This window comes from Carboxylicivirga caseinilyticus (assembly GCF_050589785.1).
In the GTDB taxonomy this organism is placed as follows: domain Bacteria; phylum Bacteroidota; class Bacteroidia; order Bacteroidales; family Marinilabiliaceae; genus Carboxylicivirga; species Carboxylicivirga caseinilyticus.
Genome location: NZ_JBNGOX010000004.1, coordinates 192340 through 218990 on the forward strand (window position 1 = coordinate 192340; position 26651 = coordinate 218990).

23 protein-coding genes, 1 tRNA gene and 1 rRNA gene are annotated in these 26651 nt (G+C 36.1%); 14 read left to right on the plus strand and 11 right to left on the minus strand.

Translation table 11 applies throughout. The features are described 5' to 3' along the window. Nucleotides 1-14: 14 nt before the first annotated feature. From ACRD62_RS03465 to ACRD62_RS03475, 3 genes are all read right to left on the minus strand, one after another. Nucleotides 15-998, minus strand: a complete 984-nt coding sequence (locus ACRD62_RS03465) for a FecR family protein (RefSeq protein ID WP_430818730.1) — start codon at nucleotides 996-998, stop codon at nucleotides 15-17. A gap of 7 nt (nucleotides 999-1005) precedes the next feature. Further along, complete coding sequence (locus ACRD62_RS03470; RefSeq protein ID WP_430818731.1) at nucleotides 1006-1179, minus strand: hypothetical protein; 174 nt, start codon at nucleotides 1177-1179, stop codon at nucleotides 1006-1008. A gap of 89 nt (nucleotides 1180-1268) precedes the next feature. Further along, on the minus strand, nucleotides 1269-1847 hold the full coding sequence (locus ACRD62_RS03475; protein ID WP_430818732.1) for an RNA polymerase sigma-70 factor: 579 nt from the start codon (nucleotides 1845-1847) through the stop codon (nucleotides 1269-1271). A 198-nt stretch (nucleotides 1848-2045) separates the two neighbouring features. Between ACRD62_RS03475 and ACRD62_RS03480 the strand changes: the two genes are divergently transcribed. Next, nucleotides 2046-2120: transfer RNA gene (locus tag ACRD62_RS03480), tRNA-Pro, on the plus strand. A gap of 80 nt (nucleotides 2121-2200) precedes the next feature. Here the strand turns inward: ACRD62_RS03480 and ACRD62_RS03485 are convergent. Together ACRD62_RS03485 and ACRD62_RS03490 are read right to left on the minus strand one after the other, a co-directional pair. Next, entirely contained in the window at nucleotides 2201-4864 is a 2664-nt protein-coding gene (locus ACRD62_RS03485) for a DUF5686 family protein (RefSeq protein WP_430818733.1), read from the minus strand. 140 nt (nucleotides 4865-5004) lie between these two features. Further along, complete coding sequence (locus ACRD62_RS03490; RefSeq protein ID WP_430818734.1) at nucleotides 5005-5766, minus strand: DUF481 domain-containing protein; 762 nt, start codon at nucleotides 5764-5766, stop codon at nucleotides 5005-5007. A 148-nt stretch (nucleotides 5767-5914) separates the two neighbouring features. Between ACRD62_RS03490 and ACRD62_RS03495 the strand changes: the two genes are divergently transcribed. Further along, nucleotides 5915-7114 carry a pyridoxal phosphate-dependent aminotransferase gene (locus ACRD62_RS03495; protein WP_430818735.1) on the plus strand — a complete coding sequence of 400 codons (1200 nt, stop codon included), beginning with the start codon at nucleotides 5915-5917 and terminating at the stop codon, nucleotides 7112-7114. Between the two features lie 140 nt (nucleotides 7115-7254). On the opposite strand, the gene pyrF is transcribed toward ACRD62_RS03495, so the two are convergent. The 3 genes from pyrF to ACRD62_RS03510 all read right to left on the minus strand — a co-directional run bounded on the left by pyrF (nucleotide 7255) and on the right by ACRD62_RS03510 (nucleotide 10470). Further along, nucleotides 7255-8082 carry an orotidine-5'-phosphate decarboxylase gene (pyrF, locus tag ACRD62_RS03500; RefSeq protein ID WP_430818736.1) on the minus strand — a complete coding sequence of 276 codons (828 nt, stop codon included), beginning with the start codon at nucleotides 8080-8082 and terminating at the stop codon, nucleotides 7255-7257. A 77-nt stretch (nucleotides 8083-8159) separates the two neighbouring features. Beyond that, nucleotides 8160-9245: a peptide chain release factor 1 gene (gene prfA, locus ACRD62_RS03505; RefSeq protein ID WP_430818737.1), complete on the minus strand. Its 1086-nt coding sequence runs from the start codon at nucleotides 9243-9245 to the stop codon at nucleotides 8160-8162. A gap of 55 nt (nucleotides 9246-9300) precedes the next feature. Continuing rightward, a complete protein-coding gene (locus tag ACRD62_RS03510) occupies nucleotides 9301-10470 on the minus strand; it encodes an AIR synthase related protein (RefSeq protein WP_430818738.1) in 1170 nt (389 codons plus the stop codon). 288 nt (nucleotides 10471-10758) lie between these two features. On the opposite strand from ACRD62_RS03510, the gene ACRD62_RS03515 reads away from it, so the two are divergent. Beyond that, a complete protein-coding gene (locus ACRD62_RS03515) occupies nucleotides 10759-11403 on the plus strand; it encodes a redox-sensing transcriptional repressor Rex (protein WP_430818739.1) in 645 nt (214 codons plus the stop codon). On the opposite strand, the gene ACRD62_RS03520 is transcribed toward ACRD62_RS03515, so the two are convergent. Beyond that, a complete protein-coding gene (locus tag ACRD62_RS03520; protein ID WP_430818741.1) occupies nucleotides 11400-12761 on the minus strand; it encodes a sensor histidine kinase in 1362 nt (453 codons plus the stop codon). The two genes, ACRD62_RS03515 and ACRD62_RS03520, sit on opposite strands and share 4 nt — an antisense overlap. Continuing rightward, on the minus strand, nucleotides 12751-14127 hold the full coding sequence (locus ACRD62_RS03525) for a sigma-54-dependent transcriptional regulator (protein WP_430818742.1): 1377 nt from the start codon (nucleotides 14125-14127) through the stop codon (nucleotides 12751-12753). Before ACRD62_RS03525 ends, ACRD62_RS03520 begins: the two co-directional genes overlap by 11 nt. A 367-nt stretch (nucleotides 14128-14494) precedes the next feature. On the opposite strand from ACRD62_RS03525, the gene ACRD62_RS03530 reads away from it, so the two are divergent. From ACRD62_RS03530 to ACRD62_RS03580, 11 genes are all read left to right on the plus strand, one after another. After that, nucleotides 14495-15178, plus strand: coding sequence for an ABC transporter ATP-binding protein (locus ACRD62_RS03530; RefSeq protein WP_430818743.1), 684 nt, complete (start codon nucleotides 14495-14497; stop codon nucleotides 15176-15178). Nucleotides 15179-15181: 3 nt separating this feature from the next. After that, nucleotides 15182-17617 carry an ABC transporter permease gene (locus tag ACRD62_RS03535; protein ID WP_430818744.1) on the plus strand — a complete coding sequence of 812 codons (2436 nt, stop codon included), beginning with the start codon at nucleotides 15182-15184 and terminating at the stop codon, nucleotides 17615-17617. Between the two features lie 173 nt (nucleotides 17618-17790). Continuing rightward, the gene (secDF, locus tag ACRD62_RS03540; RefSeq protein WP_430818745.1) at nucleotides 17791-20778 is read left to right on the plus strand and encodes a protein translocase subunit SecDF; all 2988 of its coding nucleotides are present in this window, start codon (nucleotides 17791-17793) and stop codon (nucleotides 20776-20778) included. A 106-nt stretch (nucleotides 20779-20884) separates the two neighbouring features. Continuing rightward, entirely contained in the window at nucleotides 20885-21307 is a 423-nt protein-coding gene (locus ACRD62_RS03545) for a twin-arginine translocase TatA/TatE family subunit (RefSeq protein ID WP_430818746.1), read from the plus strand. A 9-nt stretch (nucleotides 21308-21316) separates the two neighbouring features. Beyond that, nucleotides 21317-22249 (plus strand): calcium/sodium antiporter, encoded by a 933-nt coding sequence (locus ACRD62_RS03550; protein ID WP_430818747.1) that lies wholly within the window; start codon nucleotides 21317-21319, stop codon nucleotides 22247-22249. Beyond that, on the plus strand, nucleotides 22249-22920 hold the full coding sequence (locus ACRD62_RS03555; protein WP_430818748.1) for an ABC transporter ATP-binding protein: 672 nt from the start codon (nucleotides 22249-22251) through the stop codon (nucleotides 22918-22920). Before ACRD62_RS03550 ends, ACRD62_RS03555 begins: the two co-directional genes overlap by 1 nt. Further along, nucleotides 22910-23674 carry a TIGR02757 family protein gene (locus ACRD62_RS03560; RefSeq protein WP_430818749.1) on the plus strand — a complete coding sequence of 255 codons (765 nt, stop codon included), beginning with the start codon at nucleotides 22910-22912 and terminating at the stop codon, nucleotides 23672-23674. Before ACRD62_RS03555 ends, ACRD62_RS03560 begins: the two co-directional genes overlap by 11 nt. Before the next feature lies 1 nt (nucleotide 23675). After that, a complete protein-coding gene (locus tag ACRD62_RS03565) occupies nucleotides 23676-24395 on the plus strand; it encodes a tRNA1(Val) (adenine(37)-N6)-methyltransferase (RefSeq protein ID WP_430818750.1) in 720 nt (239 codons plus the stop codon). A gap of 60 nt (nucleotides 24396-24455) precedes the next feature. Further along, a complete protein-coding gene (locus ACRD62_RS03570; protein WP_430818751.1) occupies nucleotides 24456-25031 on the plus strand; it encodes an RNA polymerase sigma factor in 576 nt (191 codons plus the stop codon). Next, a complete protein-coding gene (locus ACRD62_RS03575) occupies nucleotides 25021-25752 on the plus strand; it encodes a tetratricopeptide repeat protein (RefSeq protein WP_430818752.1) in 732 nt (243 codons plus the stop codon). The genes ACRD62_RS03570 and ACRD62_RS03575 overlap by 11 nt, the downstream gene beginning before the upstream one ends. A gap of 299 nt (nucleotides 25753-26051) precedes the next feature. Beyond that, nucleotides 26052-26321, plus strand: coding sequence for a transposase (locus tag ACRD62_RS03580; protein ID WP_430818753.1), 270 nt, complete (start codon nucleotides 26052-26054; stop codon nucleotides 26319-26321). Between the two features lie 240 nt (nucleotides 26322-26561). Here the strand turns inward: ACRD62_RS03580 and rrf are convergent. Then, nucleotides 26562-26651 (minus strand): 5S ribosomal RNA (rrf, locus tag ACRD62_RS03585); the annotation flags it as partial.

Here is a 26651-nt window from a genome sequence, read left to right on the forward strand (position 1 = left end):
TATCATCCCCGAATTTAATCAGAGATGATCAATTTTTTGCCATCCATGGTAAAGTTTTTCTTGAAATGTATTCGCAGCTCAACCAGAACTTCTTCCAGTGTTGGAGAATTAAACTTCGAAGTAATTACTCTGTCGGTAACTTCAGCTTTATTTTCAATCTCCTCTATATCTTCAGTAAAATGATCTCTTAAGGTCTGTAAAACTTCCTTCATCCCTGTTTTTTCAAACTCAATGACACCTGTTCTCCATGACATCCTATTTAATGGTGTATCATTTACTTTTTCAAATTCTCCATTAATAAATGAAGCAGATTCTCCCTTTGAAACAATTACATCTTTATCGTTTGATGAAAACATAACCCGACCTTCTGTAACAATCAGGTTGGTTGCTCCATTAACCCCTGTTTCTTCAAGATAAAAAGCGGTACCCAACACCTTCACTTCTGTATTTCCTACCTTCACAACAAAAGGCTGTTCCGGATTTCTGGTCACCTTAAAATATCCTTCCCCATGCAGTTTTAATCGTCTTTGACGACCATCAAATGATTTTTCGAATACCAGTTTACTATGGGTATTCAAATCAACCAATGAATTATCAGGCAATACAATACTTTCTACTTCAATTGAAGAAGAAAAAGCTACCCATTTTCCAAAACCGGGAGTTGTCTGATATAATGTAAGGGCAACACTCACTGCTATCAAAGGCAAGAGCATTGCTGCAATATTCCTGAAAGAAAAGGATACCTTTTTACCATTTTTTTTCTCATTGGTAAAGCCTACTTTAGAGGCAAATTGCTTATAGTCTTCTTCAACATCAATAGCATCAAATGCCATAATGTTAGAAGAATGATTCCAAACAGCTTGCACCTCATCAAAATACACTTGATTATCAGATGAAAGATTTAACCAACTATTAAGTTGTTCTCCTTCGTCTGAAGTAAGCGAGTTTGTAAGATGCTTAACTATAAGCTCATCAATATTTCCCCAGTTCTCACTCATACAATTATTAATGAAATTCCATCAAACCAAACAAGTTTGGTTGCTCTTGTTCAGCCTTTTCAGTTTCCAATATTTTCTCTTCTTGCATTTCAACTTCCTTCATTTCAAGCACTTCTTCCTTTGCTTGATCTTCATTCACAGGTGAAAATAGTTGGGCCAAAACTTGAAAAATAAATTCCATTGTTGTTAGGTTTTATTGTTATACAATTTCTTCAACACTCATATGACAATTCAAAAAACAGGTACACGTATTACTTTTTTATTTTTTATTTAACCTTTAATTAATATCAGTATCCATAAAATAATATTCAGGTAATGTGTGAGCTGTTTTCGAAGCACTTTAAGTGCCTTACTTATTTGCGTTTCCACGGTTCTTTTTGACAATCCCAGTTGATCTGCTATTTCCTGATTTGGAGTTCCTTCAAAACGACTCATTTCAAAAATTTTTCTACACTGATCAGGAAGTGTTTTAACCACCGTATAGATTCGTTCTTCCAGTTCTGTTTCCTGCAGTTTATCCTCCACAAAAGCTTCATCTTCTTTTTTCTCAGCAAAGATATTTGCATGATGATCGCGACGTATTTTATTATGCTTTATCTGATTAAGAGATCTATTCCGTACCGATTGGTACATATGAGCCTTTAAAGATGTATGAATGTTTATTTCATTTCGTTTCTCATAGAAAGTGACAAAAACATCCTGTACCAACTCTCTTGCCAGATCATCATCAACCACAACTTTGCGTGCAAAAACAACTAATTGTGCATAATATTTAAGGAAAAGTGATTTGTAAGCAGATTCATCTCCACTTTTTATTCCTTCAATTATCCATTTATCATCCAATTCCATCAACGTGTATTATGCAAGATTGTGACTGCCCGTAAAAATATAAATTCATTTTATTAAAGGCTAAATAAAAAGGCTAAATGGTAAAAATTGTGATTAAAGCAATATTAATCCAATACGAACAAATACTGTTAACCATATTGTAAAAAATGGCAAATTCCTTATCTTTGCATTCGCCTTTGAAAAAAGGCTTATAATGTTCGGGATGTGGCGCAGCCCGGTTAGCGCACTGGTCTGGGGGACCAGGGGTCGCAGGTTCAAATCCTGTCATCCCGACAATTAAAAAAGAGGTTTTTTAGTTCATACTAAAAAACCTCTTTTTTAATTTCTCACTATACTTATTTCCAGAGTAAATCCTAATCTAAATTCAAGCTGATCTTAATGCCCCAGCTTCGGTATTGGCCATTTTCAAAGCCAACAAATGTACCGACACTGCCCATTAAAAATATCTGACTGATTCCATATCCGAACTCGGTATAGTTTTTAAAATCGGGTGTTGTAAGATAGCTGGCGTACAGATTCTCTACCCATAAACGATTACTCACCCAGGGTAAAAACTTCAAAAACAGATATGGAGTGGCATATGAAACATGCCCCTCGACATACCACTTATTAGTGCTCACACTATAGTCATCCAAAAGATTAAAAGTCCCATCCCAATCTTTGAAGCTGATGGGTATTTCATTCGTATTAAAATGCTGGAAACGTGAAAAATGCATTTGCTCATTTCGCGAGAAATAACCTCCGCCGGCCTGCCATTTAAATTCGTTAAAGATACCCCACGACTTGCTTTGATATACCGATGTCTTAATCAGCTCGTAATCCGATTCGCTGTCCATTATACCAGTTACTCCACGTTCGTATCCCAGTTTAAATGTTGGATAACGTGAACTACGATTATATTTCCTTCCCTTGTAAACACGATAGTGCATCCGAGGAGTATATTCTAAATCAATGTTAAAATGAACATCTTTTTGATCTCGTAAATGATCGGTTGTGACATTTGAATTAACCGGTATGTTAAGCGCATAATCTTTATCCCTGTCTAATACAGACCAATTAGTACTGTTTTGCAACTCTTTAAATGAATGATACGAAGCATTAACATTTAAACGAAAACCATGAACCACATCAATACCATGACTAACAAAAAAGTAATCGTTTTGATACAACTTCATATAATGTTCTTTAAAGAACAAAGCCGAAATAGCATTTAAGGTTCGATCAATTCCATATTTACTGTTAAAATCCTTGCTTTGCTGACCAAATCCAACACTTACATATCCACGTTTCATGGGTGCAAAAGAATAACTGGCAAAATTACTCCACAGCACTTTTTCTCTATTGAAAGCATATTTAATTTGAGGTCGCATATAAATGTTATGCACCGAATCTATTCGATAGTTAAACCTTAGTCCCTGCTCGTAGCTCCATCCATCAACTGCATTAAAATCAATCTGCTTCAATCCTATTAATCCGTCATATGTTATTCTCAAGGCTGAATCAGCTGCATAAAATGTATGTCCTGAAAGAAAACCACCGGATACTTTACTAAAAAGCGATTTCTCTTTCTTCTCTACTTTAACAGTATCGGCTTGCTGTTTTGCCAGTTTAATTGAATCTTTTACCTCAAATCCTCTTAACTCATCTCCAGTCAGCGGTATTGGACGGATCTTATCCCAATACAAAGAGTCTTTTTGCAAGGTATCCTTCTTGTGAGTGATTTTATAGGTGTTTTTAATCTCCAATGATTCCTCTTCTCCCTGTTCCTGTTTGCGCGATTCCTTTTCAATCAAACGCGACAGCTTGATCATTTCCCGATTATTCAACTCTTCTTTGGCTAAGAGCTCTTCCATTTTTTGCTGAGCTTTTGACTTTTCTGCCTGTTCAAGCTCTTCTTTTTCTCTTAGCTCTTCAGCTTTTATTGCTGCTTCTTCGGCTGCATACTGTTTTAACAAAATACCAGGTACAGGTAAGTCGGTGTTGAGCACAATATCCTTGTATTTAACCGAACCGGCATATTTAAAATCAGCCTTTACACCAAAGATAGATGCTTTCACATTAAATCGATGACTGATTGGCAACCATGACCGCTCTTTTACCGGAGCATATACCTGTTTGACATTTATCTCACCAAAAAAAGCATCATTGGTCACATCAATGGAATGGATATTCCATAAGTTATCTACAATATAAATATAACCACTGTATGTTTGCTGGCTTCTACGTTTAGGTATGATTTTTATTTTATTCACGGTTGCATCTCCTTCGTAGAAAAAGCCTTCGTAAACAAATTTATAATAACTGAATGCGTTTGGAGCAAGAGGTGAAACCGCTATATCTTGCGTTGGTTCGTAAAAACTATAGGTAATATAACCAATCACATCATTTTCATTACTCCCGGGGAAGGTACTTTGTGAATTAACAATGGTGTGATTGTAATTATCAGGAGCCGTAAACTTTATTTCGTTCATCGATTCCATGGTATAGGTTTTACCAACTTCAATGCGGGCATCCTTATCCTCTTCTTCCTTATCCATCATTTTTTTTATCAGCTTCGGAATCTTTTCCATTTTCAAGCTTCCCTTCAGATAGACCTCTGCATTGTAGACTGCTGTTTGACGCTGGTAATATGGAGCCAGACTGATGGCTTTTCTCATTATTGGATAGGCAGGATCTTCGCCACCTGAGTACACCCGGACTTCTTTAATACGATAGGTTTGCTTTTTTAATTGAATATTCCGCTCTACAAATCCATTTGTAACAGTAAATGTAATTTCCTGTTTTTCAAATCCCAATCCCTGAAAAACCATTGTATAGGATCCGGGCTCCAGTAGTATTTCATACTCCCCCAATTCATTGGTTGTGGTCCCTGTTGTAGTTTGCTTTAAATAAATGGTGGTAAAAGGCACTGTTTGATCGCTCTCATCGGTTACTACACCTTTGATACCTGTCTGACTGTAGGCGTTAATAGAGAAAATTGCAGCAAACAGCCATAAGGTCAATTTCATTTTCATCATAAATTCCGGTTAAGTTCGTCTGGTTAAATCCTATTTCATATTAATGCACCCAAAATAAAAATGGTTGCCTCAACAATATTTATAGGTCGATTAAAACAGCAGGTAAGTTACAACAAAACCGAATTTTATTGATGATGGTTTTAAAATTTAACAGTAAATGAATTGTTAACGGTATAAAATAATGGTTCTACATCAGGAGGAACAAGATTATCATAATCCATGCGAACAAATAGACTAAACGAAAAAGCCTTGGTTATAGAAAAGCTGAGACTTGTTTCGCTCCAGATGCGAAAATCAGCCGGATCGGAATAATCCGGTTCATAATAAGTGGTCTGACTAAATTTAGCATTATCCGACATTTGCCAATCCATCGAAAACATCGAACTAAACTTCACCAGGCTTTTTCTCCGTTTGTAGTCATCATTCTCGAATAACTCATTCAAATAAATGGTGTAGGCCACAACAAACAATTTGAATTTATCTTTATCGGCTATATTAAAACGAGGTCCACCTCCCATAATATAACGATGCTTCAGACTTTTTACGCGGTTGTAGCTGTATTGCGAAAATGCTTCAGCAATGATAATTTTATCGGGCACCCAATAATTGTATTTAAACATAAAGCCCCCGTTATTTACATTACTTTCATTATCTACCCTGCTATAACCTATATCTGAAGAGAATAGATACGTATTGTCGTTATCGTTGTACTGCAGCTTAAATTTCGATGACACCTGGAGCATGTCAGTATTGGTATGCACATAATTAACACCCAAATTTACATCACCCTGAAATCCTTTATTTGGATCTTTCGTCCGGCGCTTATCAATACTAACAATTTGAGCAATTGACGCGATAGATACGAAAAAAAGAAACGATATTGCAGCAAATCTACGGATCATACGACAAATTTTCAGACAAAAATAAGATTTAACCCGAGATTGTAAAAACACATTTCAACACATTAAAAATATGACAAAAATCATACACATGTGCTTAATTAGAATTACATTTGCAGACTTTAATAAATAAATAGTAAACAACAAAACGATGCCAACAATTTCAGACAGAGGAAACCTAATGCCAGCTTCTCCCATACGACGACTTGCTCCTTATGCAGAAGCCGCCAGGGCCAAGGGTTTAAGGGTTATCCATCTTAATATCGGACAACCTGATATTAAAACTCCTGAAGTGGCGTTAAACGCGATTCGAAACATCGATTTAAAGATTGTAGAATACAGTCATTCGGCAGGAAACGAAAGTTATCGACGAAAAGTAGCTGATAAATTCAATGGTCTAGGAATGGGCATTGATTATACTGATATCCTGATTACTACCGGAGGATCGGAAGCTATAATATTTAGTTTTCTTGCCTGTTTAAATCCCGGTGAAGAAATAATAATTCCGGAGCCATTCTATGCAAACTACAATGGATTTGCTTCCATGGCAGGTATTAATATTATTCCTATTCCTTCCAGCATTGAAGATGGTTTTGCCTTGCCTCCAATCGAAGAATTCGAAAAGGTAATGACACCAAAAACTAAGGGTATCTTAATCTGTAATCCTAATAATCCAACAGGTTATTTATATTCAATGGAGGAAATGCTGCAGCTTCGTGATCTGGTTGCCAAACACGACCTCTATCTGTTTTCAGACGAAGTATACCGTGAATTTTGCTACGATGGAGAAAAACACATCTCCGCTATGCACCTTAAAGGTATTGAGCAGAATGTTGTAATGGTTGATTCTGTTTCGAAACGATACAGTGAATGTGGCGTTCGTATTGGAGCATTAGTTACCAAAAATAAAGAGGTAATTCAAACAGCTCTAAAATACGGACAGGCCCGATTAAGCCCTCCGGGATTTGGACAAATAGCGGGTGAAGCTTCATTGGAAACACCACCCGAATATTTCGAAGAAGTGTACAACGAATATATTGCCCGAAGAGACTTTATTGTTGAAGGATTAAATAAAATACCGGGCGTTTATTCTCCAATGCCTAAAGGTGCTTTTTATACAGTGGCTAAATTACCGGTTGATGATGCCGATAAATTCTGTCAATGGATACTAAGTGATTTTGAATACAATAAACAAACCGTAATGATGGCCCCTGCTTCAGGTTTTTATTCAACGCCAGGCAAAGGAAAAGATGAAGTACGTATTGCTTATGTATTAAAAGTTGAAGACCTGGCCAAAGCCTTGGAAGTACTGGAAAAAGCTTTAGAGGCCTATCCGGGCAGAACAGTCTAGAAAAACAAAACCCACAATATTGAAGCCGTTGCATTTGTAGCGGCTTTTTTTTCTTTCTTTTAGGTGAGATAATTAATTTGCTACAAGCAAAAAAGACCGCCCTTTACAGACAGTCTTTTATTAATATTTTAAAACTACGATTAAATTAATCCATGCTCTTTTAACAATGCTTCCATATCTTTTTGAACTTCGCGGGCAGCCTCTCCGGCCTTCTCAGCAAAATCAGTTCCGTTGGATGCATAAATTATTCCGCGGCTTGAATTTACCAACAAACCACACTTGCTGTTCATCCCGTTTTTAGCTACTTCTTCCAAACTTCCACCTTGCGCACCAACACCAGGTACTAACAAGAAATGATTGGGAATTATCTTACGGATATCAGCCAGCATTTCAGCTTTGGTAGCTCCTACCACATACATTAGGTTTTCTTCGGTACCCCACTCTGCACTGGTTTTAATAACCCGCTCAAAAAGTTTTTCATCATTCTCAGTCATGTACTGAAAATCATAAGCTCCTTTGTTTGATGTCAAAGCCAAAAGAATAACCCACTTATCAACATATGTCAGAAATGGTTTTACAGAATCTTCACCCATATAAGGAGCCACAGTCACTGAGTCGAACTCCATATGATCGAAAAAGGCTTTCGCATACATCGAAGAAGTATTACCGATATCTCCACGCTTGGCATCAGCAATAATAAAAATATCAGGATAATTATACTTCAGATAATTAACTGTTTTTTCTAAAGAGTTCCAGCCATTAACTCCCAAACTCTCATAAAAAGCAAGATTGGGTTTATAAGCAACAGTAACCTCATGAGTTGCATCGATAATCTGCTTATTAAAAGCAAAGATTGGATCGGTAGTATCCAGTAATTCACGCGGAATCTTATTGATGTCGGTATCAAGTCCTACACATAAGAAACTCTTTTTCTTTTTGATATTCTCAAACAGTTCTTGCGAAGTCATACTTTATAATTTGATGCCTGAAAAGACAGACATTCGTTATCAATTTACAATCATTTTGAATCCAAAGCGAATGCTTTTTACATTTCACTCATCTTCAAACGCTCTGCGTTTTCTTCAATCACCAGTTTATCAATGATTCCATGAATATCACCATCCATAATTGCCGACAAATTGTAAAGTGTCAGGTTAATGCGATGATCTGTAACACGTCCCTGAGGATAGTTGTAAGTACGGATTTTAGCCGAACGGTCACCTGTTGAAACCATGGTTTTACGTTGCGATGCAATTTCATCAAGGTACTTCTGATACTCAAGATTATACAATCGCGTACGAAGCTCAGCCATAGCCTTATCCAGGTTTTTCAGTTTCGATTTCTGATCCTGACATTGTACCACAATACCTGTTGGAATGTGCGTTAATCGGATGGCAGAGTAGGTGGTGTTCACCGACTGTCCTCCCGGCCCTGACGAACAGAACTCATCACGACGAATATCTTCATTACGCAATTCAATATCAAATTCCTCAGCTTCTGGAAGTACAGCAACGGTTGCTGCTGATGTATGAACACGTCCCTGTGTTTCAGTTTGAGGCACACGTTGCACACGGTGTACACCCGATTCGTATTTCAATACACCATAAACACCTTCACCCGTGATATTCATCACAATCTCCTTGAAACCTCCTGATGTTCCTTCGTTACTGTTGGTAACTTCAACGCGCCATCCTTTGCTTTCACAAAATTTGGTATACATGCGAAAAAGATCACCTGCAAAGATACTTGCTTCATCACCTCCGGTACCAGCTCGAATTTCCATCACAGCATTTTTACCATCCTGAGGATCGGCAGGAATCAGTAATAATTTGATTTCTTCCTCCATGCCTGGCAATGTATCTTCCAACTCATCCATTTCCATCTTGGCCATCTCCCTCATCTCAGGATCTGTTTCTTCCTTCAAAATCTCACGGGCCGAATGAATGTTATCCAAAGCATTTTTGTAGCGTTTTTGTACTTCAGCTACTTTTGCTAAATCCTTGTATTCTTTATTAAGCTTGATGTATCTTTTTGTATCAGCAATTACTTCAGGGTTGGTAATTTGTTCGCTTACCTCCTGAAATCGTATCAAAATGCCTTCCAGCTTATCAAGCAAAGAGTTTGTTGACATATTCTTTTTTCACTAAAATCGTTAATAATAAATTGGCAGACTCTCATCAAGTCTATCAATAGATAAATGTTCCAAACTCACTTTCGATGGTCAGTTTCTTGCCCTCATGAGCTTCTACTCTTCCCACAACCTGAGCATCAATATTAAATGATTTGGCAATTTCAATCACCTGATCAGCTTTCTCAGGCGACAGATATATTTCAAACCGGTGTCCCATATTAAACACCTTGTACATTTCTTTCCAGTCAGTTCCCGACTCCTCGTGAATAATTTTAAAGAGAGGAGGAACATCAAAAAGATTATCCTTTATAACATGCACATCATCAACAAAATGCAATACCTTGGTCTGAGCACCACCTGAGCAGTGAACCATTCCATGAATATCTGAACGCATTTTATCCAGTACCTTTTTAATTACAGGCGCATAGGTACGGGTTGGAGATAGAACCAGTTTACCTGCATCAACATCAGCACCTTTAACAGAATCTGTTAATTTATAGTTTCCAGAGTAAACCAATTCTGCAGGCACAGCGCCATCGAAACTCTCTGGATATTTTTCAGCCAAATACTTTGCAAAAACATCATGACGGGCAGATGTTAAACCATTACTTCCCATTCCTCCATTGTATTCCTGCTCATAGGTAGCTTGTCCGTAAGATGATAACCCTACAATCACATCTCCAGGTTGAATGGTATCATTCGAAATAACATCAGAACGCTTCATACGACAGGTTACTGTACTATCGACTATAATAGTTTTTACCAAATCACCCACGTCAGCCGTTTCTCCTCCGGTTGGGTAGATACTGATTCCCATATCACGTAATTCAGCCAGTAATTCATCAGTACCATTAATAATGGCAGAAATGACATCACCTGATACCAGGTTTTTGTTTCTTCCGATAGTTGATGAAACCAGAATATTTTCAGTGGCTCCCACACAAAGCAGATCATCCACATTCATTATAATAGCATCTTGTGCTATTCCTTTCCAAACAGATATATCACCTGTTTCCTTCCAATACATATAGGCCAATGACGATTTGGTTCCTGCACCATCGGCATGCATAATATTACAATACTCTGGATCACCTCCTAAAATATCCGGAACGATTTTACAGAATGCTTTTGGAAAAACGCCTTTATCAATGTTTTTGATGGCGTTATGAACGTCTTCTTTTGATGCTGAAACACCGCGCTGGTTGTATCTCGAATCTGAACTCACAAATAATAATTTATCAGGTTTTTACCCTATTTCGGCATGCAAAAATAATACAATCTTTCCGCATCATCAAAGGATAATAATAATTACTCGTTCAATTCATGACTCAAATCAGTTTTCAACTATAAAAATGAGCTATTCGCTTCATCTAATTATGCATTATTCACCTTTGTAAACAATAAAACAGCAGATTTCATCAACCTTATTTTTTGACTTTACCCTTAAAAGTTTTATTATTGCAAGATGCCCATAAAAAATAATACATTTTAAGAATATCAGAAAAACATAAGCATGTCGCTAATTAACCGTAAAAAGAACCGTTTGGTACCTGAACCTGCCCTACGACGTATGCCTTGCTATCTTTCATATCTTAAGCTGGCTCAGCGAGATGGGCATAAATATATTTCATCAACACTTATTGCCAGAGATATGGGTGTTGACCCTACGCAGGTCACTAAAGATCTTTCATACACCAGCATTGTTGGAAAAACAAGGGTTGGTTATGAAGTGGATGCACTAATCGATGTTCTTGAAGATTTCCTGGGTTTTACGGTTGTTGATGAAGCCTATTTATTTGGTGTTGGTAGTTTGGGCAAAGCTTTACTGCACGATTATGGTCTAAAACAGTTCGGATTAAAAATTGTAGCTGCATTTGACATTGACCCACAAGTGGTTGGAAAAACCATTGAAGGAGTTGAAATTTATCACTTTGATGAACTAGCCCGCATGCAGGAAAACGGAGTTAAAATTGGAATCCTTACTGTACCGGTTGACAAAACACAGGAAGTTGCTGATCGTTTAGTCGAAAGTGGCATACAAGGCATTTGGAACTTTACTCCGGTTAATATTAAAGTAAATGATGGAGTGGTAGTTCAAAACACTTCGTTGTATGCACACCTTGCCGTAATGTTTAACCGAATGAAAGCTAATTCTTAAAAAGTCAGGGTAAACTTTGTTTCTTTTTCCACTTCAGAGTATGCTGTAATGTTACCACCATGCAGTCTTAATATCTGTTTTGATAAGCTTAACCCAATACCCGAACCCTGAGGTTTGGTAGTAAAGAAAGGTATAAATATCTTATCCAGCACATTTGGCAATATTCCCTGACCATTATCAATAACTTGTATTGTTATTCTTCCACGCTTATTTAAAAAGGCCCGTAAGGTAATTTCTGCATTTTCGCGCCCATCAAGAGCCTGAATAGCATTCTGAACCAAATTAATTATTACCTGCTCAATTAATTTCTCATCAGCTGATAATTCCAGCGATTCTGGTTCAATCTGAATATTACATTTCACTCCTTTCGACTTTAATTCCTCAGCCAGCAATCCTTTTATATTATTAAGCAATTGACTTATAGGAAAAATAGAAAATGTCGGAGTTGGTATTTTTGTTAGGTTACGATAGGTATTTACAAAATGCATCAATCCATCAGTTCGCTTATAAATTGTATCAAGGGCTCCTTCAACTTCCTTAATGGTTTCGAAATGCTCACCCGGAATATCCTGATCCTGCAAATCGTTAGCAAGATCCTTCAAAATCAAACTAATAGTTGACGACAATGAAGATATGGGCGTTATGGAGTTCATGATTTCGTGTGTCAACACACGTATTAATTTCTGCCACGACTCCATCTCTTTTTCTTCTAATTCATTCTGAATATTCTTAATCGATGTAAGAAGAATGGTACGATTATGAATTTTGAATTCAGTAGCATAAACCGAAAGTTGCAATAATTCATCCTTTTCCTGAACGCGAATCAAGCTGTTTTCTCCATGATTAATGGTGAGAAGCTTCTCCACTAGCTCAGGACTAAAATCCCTTAATGATTGTATATTACTTAATGATCGAACTTGAAATAGTTTTTTGGTGGCATTGTTGATCAACTCCACCTTTCCATCTTTACTATAAGCAATTAAAGCGATTCCAATATGCTGAATTACAGTCTGCAGATAATAATAATTCTCCTCCTTCTCAGCTCTCACTTCCTGAAAATCCTTGATTACTTCATTAAACGACTTTTTTAATTTATCAAATGATGAATCAAGACTCTCAACCTGAAAAGTCCTGGTAAAATCAGAATAACGGATAGACTCAAGAAAATTATTCAAAACCCGGTTCGTTCTGTCAACATAATGAATCATGGCAAAAATCTGAAAGCCTATCAACAGACCAACCAGTACCAATGTCATCGTTAACTCGGTTTCGAAAAACAAATAAAAGAAGGCAAATATAGACCCCGCTAAAAGCAGGGTACGAACAATAAAATTGATCCTGAAGTTATTATAAGCCATGTTTTTCCAATCGTCGGTATAAAGATGTCCTTGTTAATCCCAGGTCGGCAGCAGCTTTAGAAACATTACCCCTGTTCATCCGAAGAACTTTTTCTATTATATGTCTTTCAATTTCTTCCAAATTATATGAATCAAATTCAAATCCTTCGGTACTCACCTGAACCGATGACAATTGAAAATCTGACTCTTCTAAATTGGCAGATTCACTCATAATAACTGTTCGTTCAACAATATGTTGAAATTCACGTACATTACCAGGCCATGGATAACTGGTTAGTTTTTTGATAACCTTAGCTGAAAGTCTGTTAATCTTCTTCTTGTATTTTTGAGAATAAATCTTTAGAAAATGCTCTGCCAGAACAGGTATATCTTCTGGTCTTTCACGCAAAGGAGGCAACTCAACTTCAACCGTATTAATACGATAAATTAAATCCTGTCGATAATTATCCTCACTGGCCATCTGCTTTAAATTCATATTGGTAGCACAAATCAATCGAATATCAATTGGTCTTGGCTTATTTGCTCCAACACGCGTTACTTCTCTTCTCTCAAGCACAGTTAATAATTTAGCTTGCAATGGCAGAGACAAGTTTCCTATTTCATCCAGAAACAATGTACCTCCATGAGCCATTTCGAACCTACCGGGACGATCTGCCTTAGCATCCGTAAACGCCCCCTTTACATGCCCGAATAACTCACTCTCAAATAACGACTCACTTAAGGCACCCAAATCAACACTAATGAAAGGCTCATCCCTACGAAGCGAATTACGATGCAGCGCTCTGGCAACCAACTCTTTTCCTGTACCATTCTCTCCCAAAATCAGTACATTTGCATCCGTAGCAGCAACTTTCTTAATGGTATTAAATACAGTTTGCATACCTGGTGAAATCCCGATAAAATTTGCAAATGGCTGATCCAGAATCGTATTCATTTCACGTTGTTTCGACTTCAGATCCTTAACTTCCTCACGTGATTGACGAAGCTTGATCGCTGAAGAAACCGTTGCCAATAACTTTTCGTTTTGCCATGGCTTCAGAATAAAATCAGTAGCACCTGCTTTTATAGCCTTAACCGACTTTTCAACATCGCCATAAGCTGTTATGAAAAGCACAACTGCCGAAGGATCAATTTCCAGAATTTTCTCCAGCCAGCTAAATCCTTCCTGTCCGCTTATAGCATCCTTTGTGAAATTCATATCCAGAAGTATCACATCAAACACATCATCAGCCATTATAGCTGGTATTTTTGTAGGATCGGTGGAAGTAACGATATGTTCTACATGAGGCTTAAGAAGCAATTTTAATGCAAATAATATATCAGCGTTATCATCTACTGCCAGTATGCGTCCTGATTTCTGAGTCATAAGATTGAGTTTTTCGTACCTAAATATACCATATTCTAAATGAAAAAGGTCACTGTATTGTTCGATAACGAACGGTATTCTTCAAACAAAAAGAATGCCGTTTATGTAATAAGCTTGATTTTAAAGCATTAACAACATTGGCACAAGAAGTGATAATACAATCATTGGAAACCTGACTAAAGATAATAACCTTTACCGTGTAGCGAAAGCTGTTAATTACTGAATATCTGATATTTAAAGTAGATATTTTACACAAAAGATGAAAAAATTACTTTTGTAGAGGGGACGATATTCTAAAAAATAAGACAATAAACATTGTTCGATAACGAACACAATTGTTCATTATCGGACATAATTGAAGGTAAAAATGATTCACACACGAAACTTAACCAAGATACACAGGAATGGTGGTGTAGAGCAAACCATTCTTCAAAATGTCAACATTGACATTGAAGCAGGTGAGTTTGTATGCCTTCTTGGACCTTCTGGTTCGGGCAAGACTACACTGATGAATATTTTTGGTCTAATTGATACTCCTACATCTGGTGATTTTTTGATGATGGGATATGACGTCACAAAGCTTAAAGAAAGACAACGAATTAATCTTCGAAGAGGGAGCATTGGTAATATTTTTAGAAACTTTGGATTAATAGATGAACTTAATGTTTATGAAAACATTGAATTACCTCTTCAATATTTAAAATATAATAAGCAACATAGATTTAAAAAAGTAAATTCTATTCTTGAAGAATTAAATATCACACATTTAAAATCATATTATACAAATCAACTAAACGGCCTTCAGCAACAATTGGTTGGAATTGGTCGTGCAATGGTTATTGATCCGGATATTATTCTGGCTGATGAACCAACAGGTTGCCTAAATTCAAGTTCCGGTAGCACTATTATGAACACCTTAAATTTGATTAACGAAAAAGGCACAACTATAGTTATGGCAAGTCATTCGGCTAACGATGCAGAAAAATCACAACGCATTATTCAGGTCTTTGACGGACATATAATAACTGAAAACATCAAAAACAGACTATAACAGATGATGCTGAAGCACCACATAAAAGTTGCCCTACGAAATATCAGGAAACAAGGGTTTTACTCGTTTCTTAATATTTTAAGCTTATCTGTTGGCATTACATTAAGTCTGCTCGTACTTCTGCTGGTAAAGCATGAGTTAAGCTACGACAAATCATTTAATCAAAGTGAGTCAATTTATCGTGTAGCTACAAAAGGTATTTTAAGCTCTAACTTTATTAATAGTGCCACCAGCCCAATGCCTTTGGGTGACCTAATGACTAAATATGACGAAGTAGAATCTGTTGTTCGTTTTGTACCCGGAGCCAATAATGTTGTTTCAAATGAAGATGTAAAGTTTAATGAAGAACATTTTCGGTTTGCAGATGCTTCCTTTTTTGAGATATTCGACCTTGATATCATCGCAGGAGAAAGTGAAAGTCTATTAAAATCACCCAATTCGGTGGTTCTAACCAAATCTGCAGCCAACAAATATTTTGGAGAGCAAAATCCTATTGGTAAAATTATTACGCGAGCAAATATGAATTACAAGGTAACAGGCATTTGTGAGGATATGCCCGTTACAAGTCACTTCAAATTTAATTTCCTGGCTTCAATATCAACAATTGATGCCATCTTGTTGAAAAAAGCTGATACTACATATGTTCAAAACTGGAAAAAAGACTGGCTCTATCTTAATTGCTATACCTATATTAAATTAAAGCCTACAGTTGAATCAAGGTCTTTTGAAGAAAATTTTAATAAAGAAAAAGATGCCCTGTTGTTACCTCAGGTAAAAGAAACTTTACAATCTGAGTTATCAACTGATAGTATTAAACTTGATTTTTATCTGCAGCCAATCACAGATATCCATTTACATTCTCATTTAACTGCCGAATTACAGCCGAATTCGAAACCAGTCTATATTAATCTGTTTATTTTCATTGCTGTTTTTATACTGCTAACAACCTGTATAAACTTCATCAACTTAACAACTGCCAAAGCCCGCAGGCGCTTTAACGAAGTTGCTTTGCGTCAGATGGTAGGTGCAGGACGACGACAATTAGTTTGGCAATTTCTAACAGAAGCCATCTTATACAGTTTAAGTGCAACATTCTTCGGACTTGTTTTGCTTGAACTACTTATACCCTTTTTTAATTTCTTCTTCAACCTACAACTTAATTTTTCAATTTTAACAGGATGGATTGACTTTTTCTGGATATTAATGCTGGTTCTTTTTGTCAGCATTATGTCCGGAGCCTTTCCTGCCTTTTTCTTTTCAGGATTAAAACCAAAACATATTTTACAAGGCAACTACAGAATTAAAAATAACGGTTTACTGGTAAGAGGTATATTTGTGTGTGCTCAGATTGCAATAAGTATTTTCCTTTTAATAGTTGTAACGGGTATGTGGTGGCAAATCAGTTACATCAATCAGTATAATCCGGGATTCGATTCTAAAAACATAATGGTGATTGAAAGAGGCGGAGCAATTGGTAAAAACTACCAGAATTTCAAATCCGATCTTCTTAAAATCAACGGAATTGAATCTGTAAGTGCATGTAGCAGTCTGCCAGGAGATGATTACTTTCAGGGTACCTTCAAAATAAAAAATGGTGCAAATGAAAAAGTAGCCGTCTTACCAATGAATTATGTTGACAGGGATTATTTCACCATGCTTAATCTGACTTTAAAGACAGGACGTTTTTTGGATGAAGCGGAAGGTGATTCATTAGGAATTTTACTCAATCACACTGCAATTACCGAATATGACATAAAAAAGCCATTAGGACAAAAGATTGAAGTTTTTGGAAATAAAGATTTTGAATTAAATGTAGTGGGTGTTGTAAAAGATTTTCATTTTGAGACATATTACGAAAAAATTAAACCATTGGCTTTGATCCTTATGGGAGAAAAAATGAATTTCGATTATATCCTGGTAAAGCTTAATGCTCAACACTCAGTTGCGACATCTCAACTTATTAATGAAACCTGGAAGAAATATTCTGAAAGTTCACCTTTTGAGTGGCAAATGCTTACAACCCGACTATCAAATCTATATGAAGAAGATATTCGAATTGCTAAAATCATTTCAGTTTTTGCCATTTTATCTCTTTTTATGACAATTCTTGGAATCATTGCCTTAACCGCTTTTATTACCGAATATAAATCGAAAGACATTGGAATAAAAAAAGTATTGGGTATCTCACGCCAAAGCATTATTCTTCAAATATTTTCTGATTTTAGTCTCTACATAATTATTGGTGTTATCTTATCTATATTGCCAGCATTTATTGCTTTAACTGCATGGATTGAGAGTTATGCTTATGCACGATTTCTAAATGGTTTTATTTTTATCCTGGATGCAGTTTTTGTTGCTGGTTTGGCGTATCTGTCAGTTTTCTATCAATCCTACCGAATGGCTTCTGAAAGGCCTGCTGACAGTTGGCAATACAAATAAAACAGCCTTTAGAAGGTAACGATTTTTAACATCTCAGAATACTGATCCAAAATATACTCCTAAAAGATGATCATAATCAGAGCTTGATTTAAATGGGTAGTATTAAAAAAATCAATATATTTGCGCGATTATGATGTGAAGTGTCAAAACGAATAATTATAAATTATTAACAAATGCAAAACAAAGGAGCAATAAGACTATTTGCCATTCTTTTGGCGTTAGTCAGCTTATATCAACTATTTTTTACTTACAAGACACGAAGTGTTGAGGCCGATGCAAAGGCTATTGCGGGTGGTGATCCGAAAATAGAGTTCGCTTATTTAGACTCCATTAAAAACGAAACAGTATACAGTTTCTTTTGGTTTCGTGATTATACTTACCAGGAGTGTAAAGAGCGTGAGATAAACTTTGGTCTTGACCTTAAAGGTGGTATGAACCTTATCCTTGAGGTGAAGGTTTCAGATGTTGTTCTTGCTCTGTCAAACTACAACACTGACGAAACTTTCCGTGCAGCTTTGAAAAAGGCTGAAGAAATGGAAAAAACTAGTTCTGAAGACTATATCACACTTTTCGGACAAGCATATCAGGATTTGGATGGAAATGCACAACTTGCAACCATTTTCAATACCATTGAATTGAAAGAAAAAGTAAGCTATAACTCATCTAACGAGGAAGTCTTAAAGGTAATCAGAACTGAAGCTCAGAGTGCCATCGACAATGCTTTTAATATCCTTCGTACTCGTATCGACCGTTTTGGTGTTACTCAGCCCAACGTTCAAAAGCTTGAGAAAGCAGGACGTGTATTGGTTGAATTACCGGGTGTTACTGAGCCTCAAAGGGTACGTAAGTTATTGCAGGGAACCGCAAGCTTAGAATTTTGGGAGACTTACGAAAACGGTGAATTATTCCAATATCTATTTCAGGCTGACTCAAAGGTTCGCGAATTAGAAGAAGCAAAAAAACCTGTAAAAGAAGAGGCTGTTGAAACTGCAAGTGAGACAACTGAAGCAGACAGTGATCTATCATTATTAGGTCAATTAGATAACGATAGTACTTCTATTGATTCATTAGCTACTGATACAAAATCGTTGTTTAGTTACTTGCAACCAAATTATGGCCAACAAGGACCTTTCCCTGGACCTGTTGTTGGTTTATCTCTTGCTCGTGATACTGCTGAAGTGAATAGCTATTTACAGAATTCTGTTGTAAGAAGCTTATTCCCTAAAGACGTTAAATTCTTCTGGACAGTTAAACCTGTTGATCAGGAGTACATGAAGTCACGTTTCCCTGAAGCTAACGAAAAAGAATCTGCATTCCAGTTAGTAGCTATCAAAGTTAGTACGCACGATGGACGTCCTCCTTTAGAAGGGGATGTAATTACTTCAGCACGTAGTCAAACTAACCAACGTGGACAATTTGAAGTATCAATGAGCATGAACGCTGAAGGTGCTAAAACCTGGGCTCGCCTAACAGGTGCTAATATTGATCGTAGTATTGCCATTGTTTTAGATGGCTATGTATATAGCTTCCCAACTGTTAATACAAAAATTGACGGAGGAAGTAGTCAGATTACGGGTAACTTTACTCCTTCTGAAGCAGAAGACTTGGCAAACATTCTTAAGTCAGGTAAATTACCTGCTCCAGCTCGAATCGTTGAAGATACTGTAGTGGGTCCTTCTCTGGGCCAGGAAGCTGTTAACAGCGGTTTCTCATCTTTCATATGGGCATTTATCATCGTACTTGTTTATATGTTATTGTACTATGGTTATCGTGCTGGTTGGGTAGCTGACTTCGCTCTTATTTCTAACATGTTCTTCATTTTAGGAGTGCTGGCATCTTTTGGTGCAGTATTAACACTTCCAGGTATTGCAGGTATTGTGCTTACCATTGGTATGTCGGTTGATGCGAACGTACTTATCTATGAGCGAATCAAAGAAGAAATGAGATCTGGAAAAGGAGTTCAATTAGCTATTAAAGATGGATATAACAATGCCTTCTCTGCAATTATTGATGCTAACGTTACAACTTTCTTAACGGGTATCATACTGTTCGTATTTGGTACAGGACCAATTAAAGGTTTTGCTACTACTTTAATGATTGGTATTGCAACATCATTCTTCTCAGCAATTTTCATTACTCGCTTGATTTTTGAAAAAATGTTGGATAAGAAGAAAACTCTTATTTTCGATACTTCAATAACAAGAAACTTGTTTGCTAACATGCACATTAAATTCCTTGAAAAGAAAAACATTTTCTTCATCATTTCAGGAATTTTGATTCTGGCTTCTGTTGGTTCATTGGCTACTCGTGGTTTAAAACAAGGTATTGATTTTACCGGAGGACGAACTTTTGTAGTTCGTTTTGATGAGCAGGTTTCTTCTGTTGATATTCAAAAATCACTTACTGCAGTATTTGACGAATCAAATGTTGAAGTAAAACAATTCGGTAACGAAGGTAATCAGGTGCGCATCGCAACTAACTTTATGGTTGACAACAACGATGACAACACTGATAACCTAGTTGAAACTAAATTATACGAAGGTCTTACCTCATTCCTTGGATCTGATGTTGATCAGGAAACTTTCTTAACTGATTACCGAATGAGTTCTCAGAAAGTTGGGCCAACTATTGCAAGTGATATTAAGAGAAATGCCAGTTTGGCAATTATCTTCAGTTTACTTGTTATTTTCTTATATATCCTTGCCCGATTCAGCAACTGGCAATTTGGTTTAGGAGCATTGGTTGCTTTGGTTCATGACGTGTTAATTGTATTAGGTATATTCTCATTGACCTATTCATTCATGCCTTTCTCATTGGAAATTGACCAGGCATTTATTGCTGCAATCCTAACCGTAATTGGATATTCCATCAACGATACTGTGGTTGTATTCGACCGTATCCGTGAGTATTTCAAACTTCATCCAAAACGTGATAAAGTTGAAGTTACAGATGCAGCATTAAACTCAACTGTAAGCCGTACAGTAAATACATCATTAACTACCTTTATTGTGTTGTTAATTATCTTCTTATTCGGTGGCGAAGTAATTCGTGGATTTGTATTTGCATTGATGATTGGTGTTGTAGTAGGTACCTACTCTTCATTATTCATCGCAACTCCAATTGCTGATTTCTTCCTAAAGGATAAAAATCAAAAGAAATAATAAATTTCAATTATATGAAGCCCCATTGCTTTAAGCTTTGGGGCTTTTCTTTTTTATATAGCATTCAAGTTCTAATTTATTATCTTTGAATTTCAAATTAACTTGTATGATGAATTTGTTATTTATTTCAGGCGGTGAGATACTTATTGTAGGGCTTGTTGTCTTATTGTTGTTTGGAGCTAAAAGCATTCCGGATGTAGCCAGAATGCTGGGAAAAGGAATGAATGAGTTCAAACGTGCATCCGATGAAATCAAGAGGGAATTAAGAGATCAAACCAGTGATATCAGAAGAGACATTAGCGAGGCACGGACATTTGTTAATGATGAAGTTAAAGATGTACAAAAAGCTGTCGACACAGATTTATCTGTTGATGATGATCCATACAATTTGAAAGAAGCTGAAAAACAAGATAAAGACCAGCCTGAAGTAAAAAGTACCAAAAAGAAGATTAATCCCATAGATAATACACCCGATGGAAAAGCAGAGGGTGATGGACCCATTTCCCGAGAGGATGTTATCGAAGAATAAACAAATCATATGTTATCATTTGTGTTGTTAATAGCAGGCTTTGTTCTGCTTTTTTTTAGTGGAGATTGGTTGGTGAAGGCAAGTGTTAATCTGGCCCGCCATTTTAAAGTTTCTACACTTGTTATTGGAATTACGGTTGTTGCATTTGGTACATCTGCACCTGAATTAATTGTTAGTTTAAGTGCAGTATTTAGCGATTCTTCTGATATATCAGTGGGTAATGTTATTGGCTCAAACATTGCCAACATAGCATTGGTATTGGGCCTGGTAGCCATTATTTTTCCAGTAAAGGTCAAAAAAAATAATATATGGATTGATTGGTTGGTAATGCTAATCGCGTCTTTGGGGCTATTAATTGCTAGTCTAAACAACGTAATCTCATTCTATGAAGGTGTTGTTTTTTTAATATTACTTGCTTTATACCTGGTTTGGTCTGTATGGAAAAGCCGAAGAGATACAAAGCAGCAGGAAAACATTCAGGAACCTGCAATGAGCATTTCAAAGGCATTTGGTTTCTTTTTACTCGCTACAATTGGATTATATTTTGGTGCCGATTGGTTAGTGAAAGGTTCAAAAGCAATTGCAATTAGTTTTGGAATCAGTGAGAGAGTGGTTGGATTGTCACTTGTTGCTCTTGGCACCAGCATCCCAGAACTGGCAACATCACTTATAGCCGCATTAAAAAAAGAATCAGATATATCAATTGGCAATATAATTGGCTCAAATATTTTCAACATCTGGGCAGTTTTAGGAACCACTTCTGTCATCAAACCACTTAAGGTTAGTGATGCAATGCTTCATGTTGATTATAAATGGATGATTGGTGTTGCCATTCTCTTATTTGTTTTATTATTACCTCTCTCCAAAGGAATTATAAACCGTTGGAAAGGAAGCCTGTTATTTATTGTCTACGCTATTTATATTTACATTTTGTTTTTCTGATGATGGTACATTGTTCTGACATTAAAAAAAGCTACGGCAGCCTCGAAGTGCTAAAAGGAATAGATCTTTCGATAGAGAAAGGTGAAGTAGTTTCCATTGTTGGAGCGAGTGGCGCTGGAAAAACTACTCTCCTTCAAGTATTAGGTACCTTGGATAAACCTGATTCAGGAACTATTCAAATTGATGGAGAGAATGTATTGACAATGAATGAAAAACAATTATCACGTTTCAGAAACACTAAAATTGGATTTGTTTTTCAGTTCCATCAGCTATTACCTGAATTCACTGCTTTGGAGAATGCTATTTTACCTGCCCTTATTAATGGTACAAATAAAAAGCAGGCTGAAAAAAAAGCAAAGGAATTATTAAGCTTTCTTAGCCTCGACCATCGTCTCGAACATAAACCTTCAGAACTCAGCGGTGGAGAAAAACAGCGTGTGGCCGTTGCCAGAGCATTGGTTAATAATCCTTCAGTGGTATTTGCCGATGAACCTTCAGGGAACTTGGATTCGCATAATCAGGAAGAACTTCAAAAATTATTTTTTGACCTTAGAGCTGAGTTTAATCACACATTTGTTGTTGTTACACACGATTATCACCTGGCTCATATGTGCGATAGATTGATTGATATGAAAGACGGACTGATTAATGGATCTAATCATGAATCTTAACGAGATTAAAGATTTTCTTGATGAAAAAGTCCTAAAATATAATCAACCCAGGTTTATCGAGAATGATCCCATCCAGATTCCACATCTCTTTAAACAAAAACAAGATATCGAAATCGCGGCTTTTCTTGCTGCATCTATTGCCTGGGGGAAGCGAGACCAAATAATAAAGAGCTCACTTAAAATCATGAATCTTATGGATAATGCTCCATATGATTTCATTTCTAATGCTTCTTCTTCTGACCTGCATCGTTTTGAGGAGTTTTACTACCGCACATTTTCATCGGTTGATTGCATCTATTTCATAAAAGCATTAATGCAAATATATCAAAAACATGGCAGCATAGAGAATGTTTTTAATGATGGATACCAAGCTGGTGGAATCAAAGAAGCAATATCCGGTTTCAGAAAAGTATTTCTAAGCTTTAACTCACCCTTACGGTCCCATAAACATGTTGCCAATATTGAAAAAGGAGCTTCAGCTAAACGCATAAACATGTTTTTAAGATGGATGGTTCGCAATGATAACAAAGGTGTTGATTTTGGTATTTGGCATACAATTTCGACAAAAGATTTATTACTTCCTTTGGATGTACACACTGGTAATGTTTCTCGCAAATTAGGCCTTCTAATGCGTAAGCAAAATGACATTAAAGCCGTTGATGAAGTTATGAATTATCTAAGAATGTTCGACTCCAACGACCCCGTTAAGTACGATTTTGCTTTATTCGGATTAGGTATTGAAGAAAAATTTTAAAATGGCAAATAACTATTTCCAATTTAAACAATTCAGAATTAACCAGGATAAAGCTGCCATGAAAGTTGGAACTGATGGCGTTTTATTAGGAGCTTGGGCAGCAATCGAAAATGCTCAAACGATTCTTGATGTTGGTACCGGCACCGGCCTAATTGCGTTAATGGCAGCTCAACGAAATACCAGCGCTGAAATTATTGCAATAGATATAGATGAAAATGCATGTGAACAGGCATATGAAAATGTCCAATGTTCACCCTGGTCTGACAGAATTACTGTAATACATTCTTCTATACAGGATTTTGCATCAACAAATGAAAACATATTTGATTATATCGTTTCTAACCCACCATTTTTTAATAAAAGTTTAAAATCCGAAAATACAGCCAGAAACCTAGCCAGACATACAGACAGCCTGAGCTATGAAGAATTATTTCATTGTTCAATACAATTGAGTTCTCCCGCAGCCACACTAGGATTGATAATCCCTCACTTATTGGAAAAAGAAATTATTAGCATAAAAAACTATTACGATTATAACCTTTCAAGAATTCTTCGCGTAAAAGGGGATATTAATAAACAGATTGTCAGAAGTCTTCTTGAATTCAATCTTGGCAAAGCAACTAATTTTAATGAAGAAATAATTTACATTGAAAAAGGTAAGCGCCATGCATATTCTGAAGAATACAAAGCACTAACACGTGACTTTTATTTGACATTTTAAGTTTACAGATTAATTAAATTAATATTTTTTGTTAATTTGGTGGACATAAAATCCGTAAGAATGGGAAAATTACGTTATAATAATAACGAATTACTGGAAGGTGTTTATAACCGGGACAGCCGTATAATAAAATATATTATGGGGTTGGTGTGGGTGCCTGTGCGGGATTTAGTCCTTCAAAATAGTGGAAAGGAAGATGATGCAATGAACTTGATTCAGGAAGGATTTATTGCCATCTATACAAAAACCGAAAAACCACAATTGACAGCCTCTTTTACTACTTACTTCTATGCTATATGCCGTAACATATGGCTAAATGAATTACGCATCAGAAAAAAGGAAAGTTCAGTTCTCAAAAATATTGAGAATGCAGTAGTTATAACTGAGGAGGTTGATGAAGAACAACTGTACGAAAAAAGAAGACAGTTATATCTAAAGCACTTCAAAAATATCTCTAAAGTTTGTCAGGATCTGCTTAAACTTGTTTCTAAAGGTTTTTCAAACGAAGATATTACTGCCGAACTTGCATTTAGTTCTTTACAATATATGAAAAACAGAAGAACTCAGTGCAATAAGAAATTATTGGATATGATTAAAGAGGATCCTCAATATAAAGCATTAAAGTATGGATTATAATGACAGATTTTTAGATTTTCTATCAGGAGAACTCTCTGACGAGGATCAAAATAAATTATCTGAAGAACTTAATAATAATAAGGAGCTTCAGGAGGATCTGCTTCTTCAAAAAGAGATCTTACACACCATTAAAATGGGGGATGATGATACCATGGATTTCAGAAGCCAACTTAAAGATATTGGTAATGACTTTCTTGAAGATAAAAAATCAACATTCCGTATTCGCCCAATGTATTGGATTGCTGTTGCATCAGTGATTACTATTTTCTCTATAAGTACATTCTTGGGATTGCTTAGTAATGACCGTTTCATGGGCGATCAAATGTTCATGGAATATTACGAACCTTATGGCATTAATATTAACGTTAGAGGCCATAATGATTTTACTGAAATAGATAAAGCCATTGAATTATATCAATCTGGAAATACTAAGAGTGCTTTAGATGAATTTCAACGACTAAAAATAGACAACTCTGAAATGTCAGGTTTTTTCTCAGCTCTTTGCCAAATAGAACTTGGAAATATTATAGAAGCTGAACGCGAGCTAGAATTGATAAGTAAGGATGCCGTATTCTACTCCGAGCATATTGATTGGTATCTTTCGCTATGCTATTTAAAACAGGAGAAACTACCAGAGGCAAAAGCATTATTTCAACATATTGCCGAAGGGAATAACGAATATGCTGATAAAGCTATAAGAATACTGAAAAAGTTAAAATAATAGAACTAAAATATTCATTGAAGATACCCTTACATTACAAAGTGAGGGTATTTTTTTATTATTTCTTTAAAGTAATAAGACAATTTTATATTTAGATGACAGAACATTCTAGTTTAATCTATACTTCAGTTAGTATAGTCAAATGAATTAATTTAATCCCTTTTTACTAAACAACGAAATTAGGTGAGAAGATAAGAACAATAATTTCTCAATAATAAAACGGGCGAATAGTTGCCAATAGCTACTAAATATATCCTGATATAAAGAAAGCCTACCTATTATCCAAATAACTTTATGAAATCTATAATAGCCTTATGACACCAGATATAGCCAGAATGAAGCTGGCATTATGGTTTAATGAGATAGAACAATCTGGTTTTGATGCTTTCTCAACTATTCGAAGAACTTTGGAAGTGCATTATGATACCATAATCAATTACTTTAATGGCAGAAGTACCAATGCTGCAGATGAATCATTCAATGCTAAAATTAAAGACTTCAGAAGACAATTCAAAGGTGTGGTTGATGTGAAGTTTTTCTTGTATCGTTTATGTAAAATTTATGCCTAGACCCAGAATTTGGTTCTGATCCATCCTTTATTTGATCCAGTAAACGATAAACTTCATAAACCGTTAAACGCAAAAAACCCGTTGCTCTGATTGAACAACGGGTTTCTTCCAAAAAAGGGTGGCCCACGATAGCCCACGATAGCTATCGTGGCGTGGCTACTCTCACACTTCTATGTGAGAGAAACCTAATTTCTTTTTACAAAAAAGAGTAACTACTTTGCAGTAATTACTCTTATTAAAAAAGGGCGGCGACCTACTCTCCCACTTCTACGCAGTACCATCGGCGCTGCAGGGCTTAACTTCTCTGTTCGGAATGGGAAGAGGTGGGAC

What these genes read in the sequence shown, in the direction of transcription:
- ACRD62_RS03545 (WP_430818746.1), top strand. Translation starts at nt 20,885, where the DNA reads ATGATGAATTTGTTATTTATTTCAGGCGGTGAGATACTTATTGTAGGG.
- ACRD62_RS03525 (WP_430818742.1), bottom strand. Translation starts at nt 14,127, where the DNA reads ATGACTCAGAAATCAGGACGCATACTGGCAGTAGATGATAACGCTGAT.
- ACRD62_RS03560 (WP_430818749.1), top strand. Translation starts at nt 22,910, where the DNA reads ATGAATCTTAACGAGATTAAAGATTTTCTTGATGAAAAAGTCCTAAAA.
- secDF (WP_430818745.1), top strand. Translation starts at nt 17,791, where the DNA reads ATGCAAAACAAAGGAGCAATAAGACTATTTGCCATTCTTTTGGCGTTA.
- pyrF (WP_430818736.1), bottom strand. Translation starts at nt 8,082, where the DNA reads ATGACTTCGCAAGAACTGTTTGAGAATATCAAAAAGAAAAAGAGTTTC.
- ACRD62_RS03470 (WP_430818731.1), bottom strand. Translation starts at nt 1,179, where the DNA reads ATGGAATTTATTTTTCAAGTTTTGGCCCAACTATTTTCACCTGTGAAT.
- ACRD62_RS03515 (WP_430818739.1), top strand. Translation starts at nt 10,759, where the DNA reads ATGTCGCTAATTAACCGTAAAAAGAACCGTTTGGTACCTGAACCTGCC.
- ACRD62_RS03570 (WP_430818751.1), top strand. Translation starts at nt 24,456, where the DNA reads ATGGGAAAATTACGTTATAATAATAACGAATTACTGGAAGGTGTTTAT.
- ACRD62_RS03550 (WP_430818747.1), top strand. Translation starts at nt 21,317, where the DNA reads ATGTTATCATTTGTGTTGTTAATAGCAGGCTTTGTTCTGCTTTTTTTT.
- ACRD62_RS03490 (WP_430818734.1), bottom strand. Translation starts at nt 5,766, where the DNA reads ATGATCCGTAGATTTGCTGCAATATCGTTTCTTTTTTTCGTATCTATC.
- ACRD62_RS03530 (WP_430818743.1), top strand. Translation starts at nt 14,495, where the DNA reads ATGATTCACACACGAAACTTAACCAAGATACACAGGAATGGTGGTGTA.
- ACRD62_RS03475 (WP_430818732.1), bottom strand. Translation starts at nt 1,847, where the DNA reads ATGGAATTGGATGATAAATGGATAATTGAAGGAATAAAAAGTGGAGAT.
- prfA (WP_430818737.1), bottom strand. Translation starts at nt 9,245, where the DNA reads ATGTCAACAAACTCTTTGCTTGATAAGCTGGAAGGCATTTTGATACGA.
- ACRD62_RS03520 (WP_430818741.1), bottom strand. Translation starts at nt 12,761, where the DNA reads ATGGCTTATAATAACTTCAGGATCAATTTTATTGTTCGTACCCTGCTT.
- ACRD62_RS03465 (WP_430818730.1), bottom strand. Translation starts at nt 998, where the DNA reads ATGAGTGAGAACTGGGGAAATATTGATGAGCTTATAGTTAAGCATCTT.
- ACRD62_RS03555 (WP_430818748.1), top strand. Translation starts at nt 22,249, where the DNA reads ATGATGGTACATTGTTCTGACATTAAAAAAAGCTACGGCAGCCTCGAA.
- ACRD62_RS03495 (WP_430818735.1), top strand. Translation starts at nt 5,915, where the DNA reads ATGCCAACAATTTCAGACAGAGGAAACCTAATGCCAGCTTCTCCCATA.
- ACRD62_RS03565 (WP_430818750.1), top strand. Translation starts at nt 23,676, where the DNA reads ATGGCAAATAACTATTTCCAATTTAAACAATTCAGAATTAACCAGGAT.
- ACRD62_RS03575 (WP_430818752.1), top strand. Translation starts at nt 25,021, where the DNA reads ATGGATTATAATGACAGATTTTTAGATTTTCTATCAGGAGAACTCTCT.
- ACRD62_RS03535 (WP_430818744.1), top strand. Translation starts at nt 15,182, where the DNA reads ATGATGCTGAAGCACCACATAAAAGTTGCCCTACGAAATATCAGGAAA.
- ACRD62_RS03485 (WP_430818733.1), bottom strand. Translation starts at nt 4,864, where the DNA reads ATGATGAAAATGAAATTGACCTTATGGCTGTTTGCTGCAATTTTCTCT.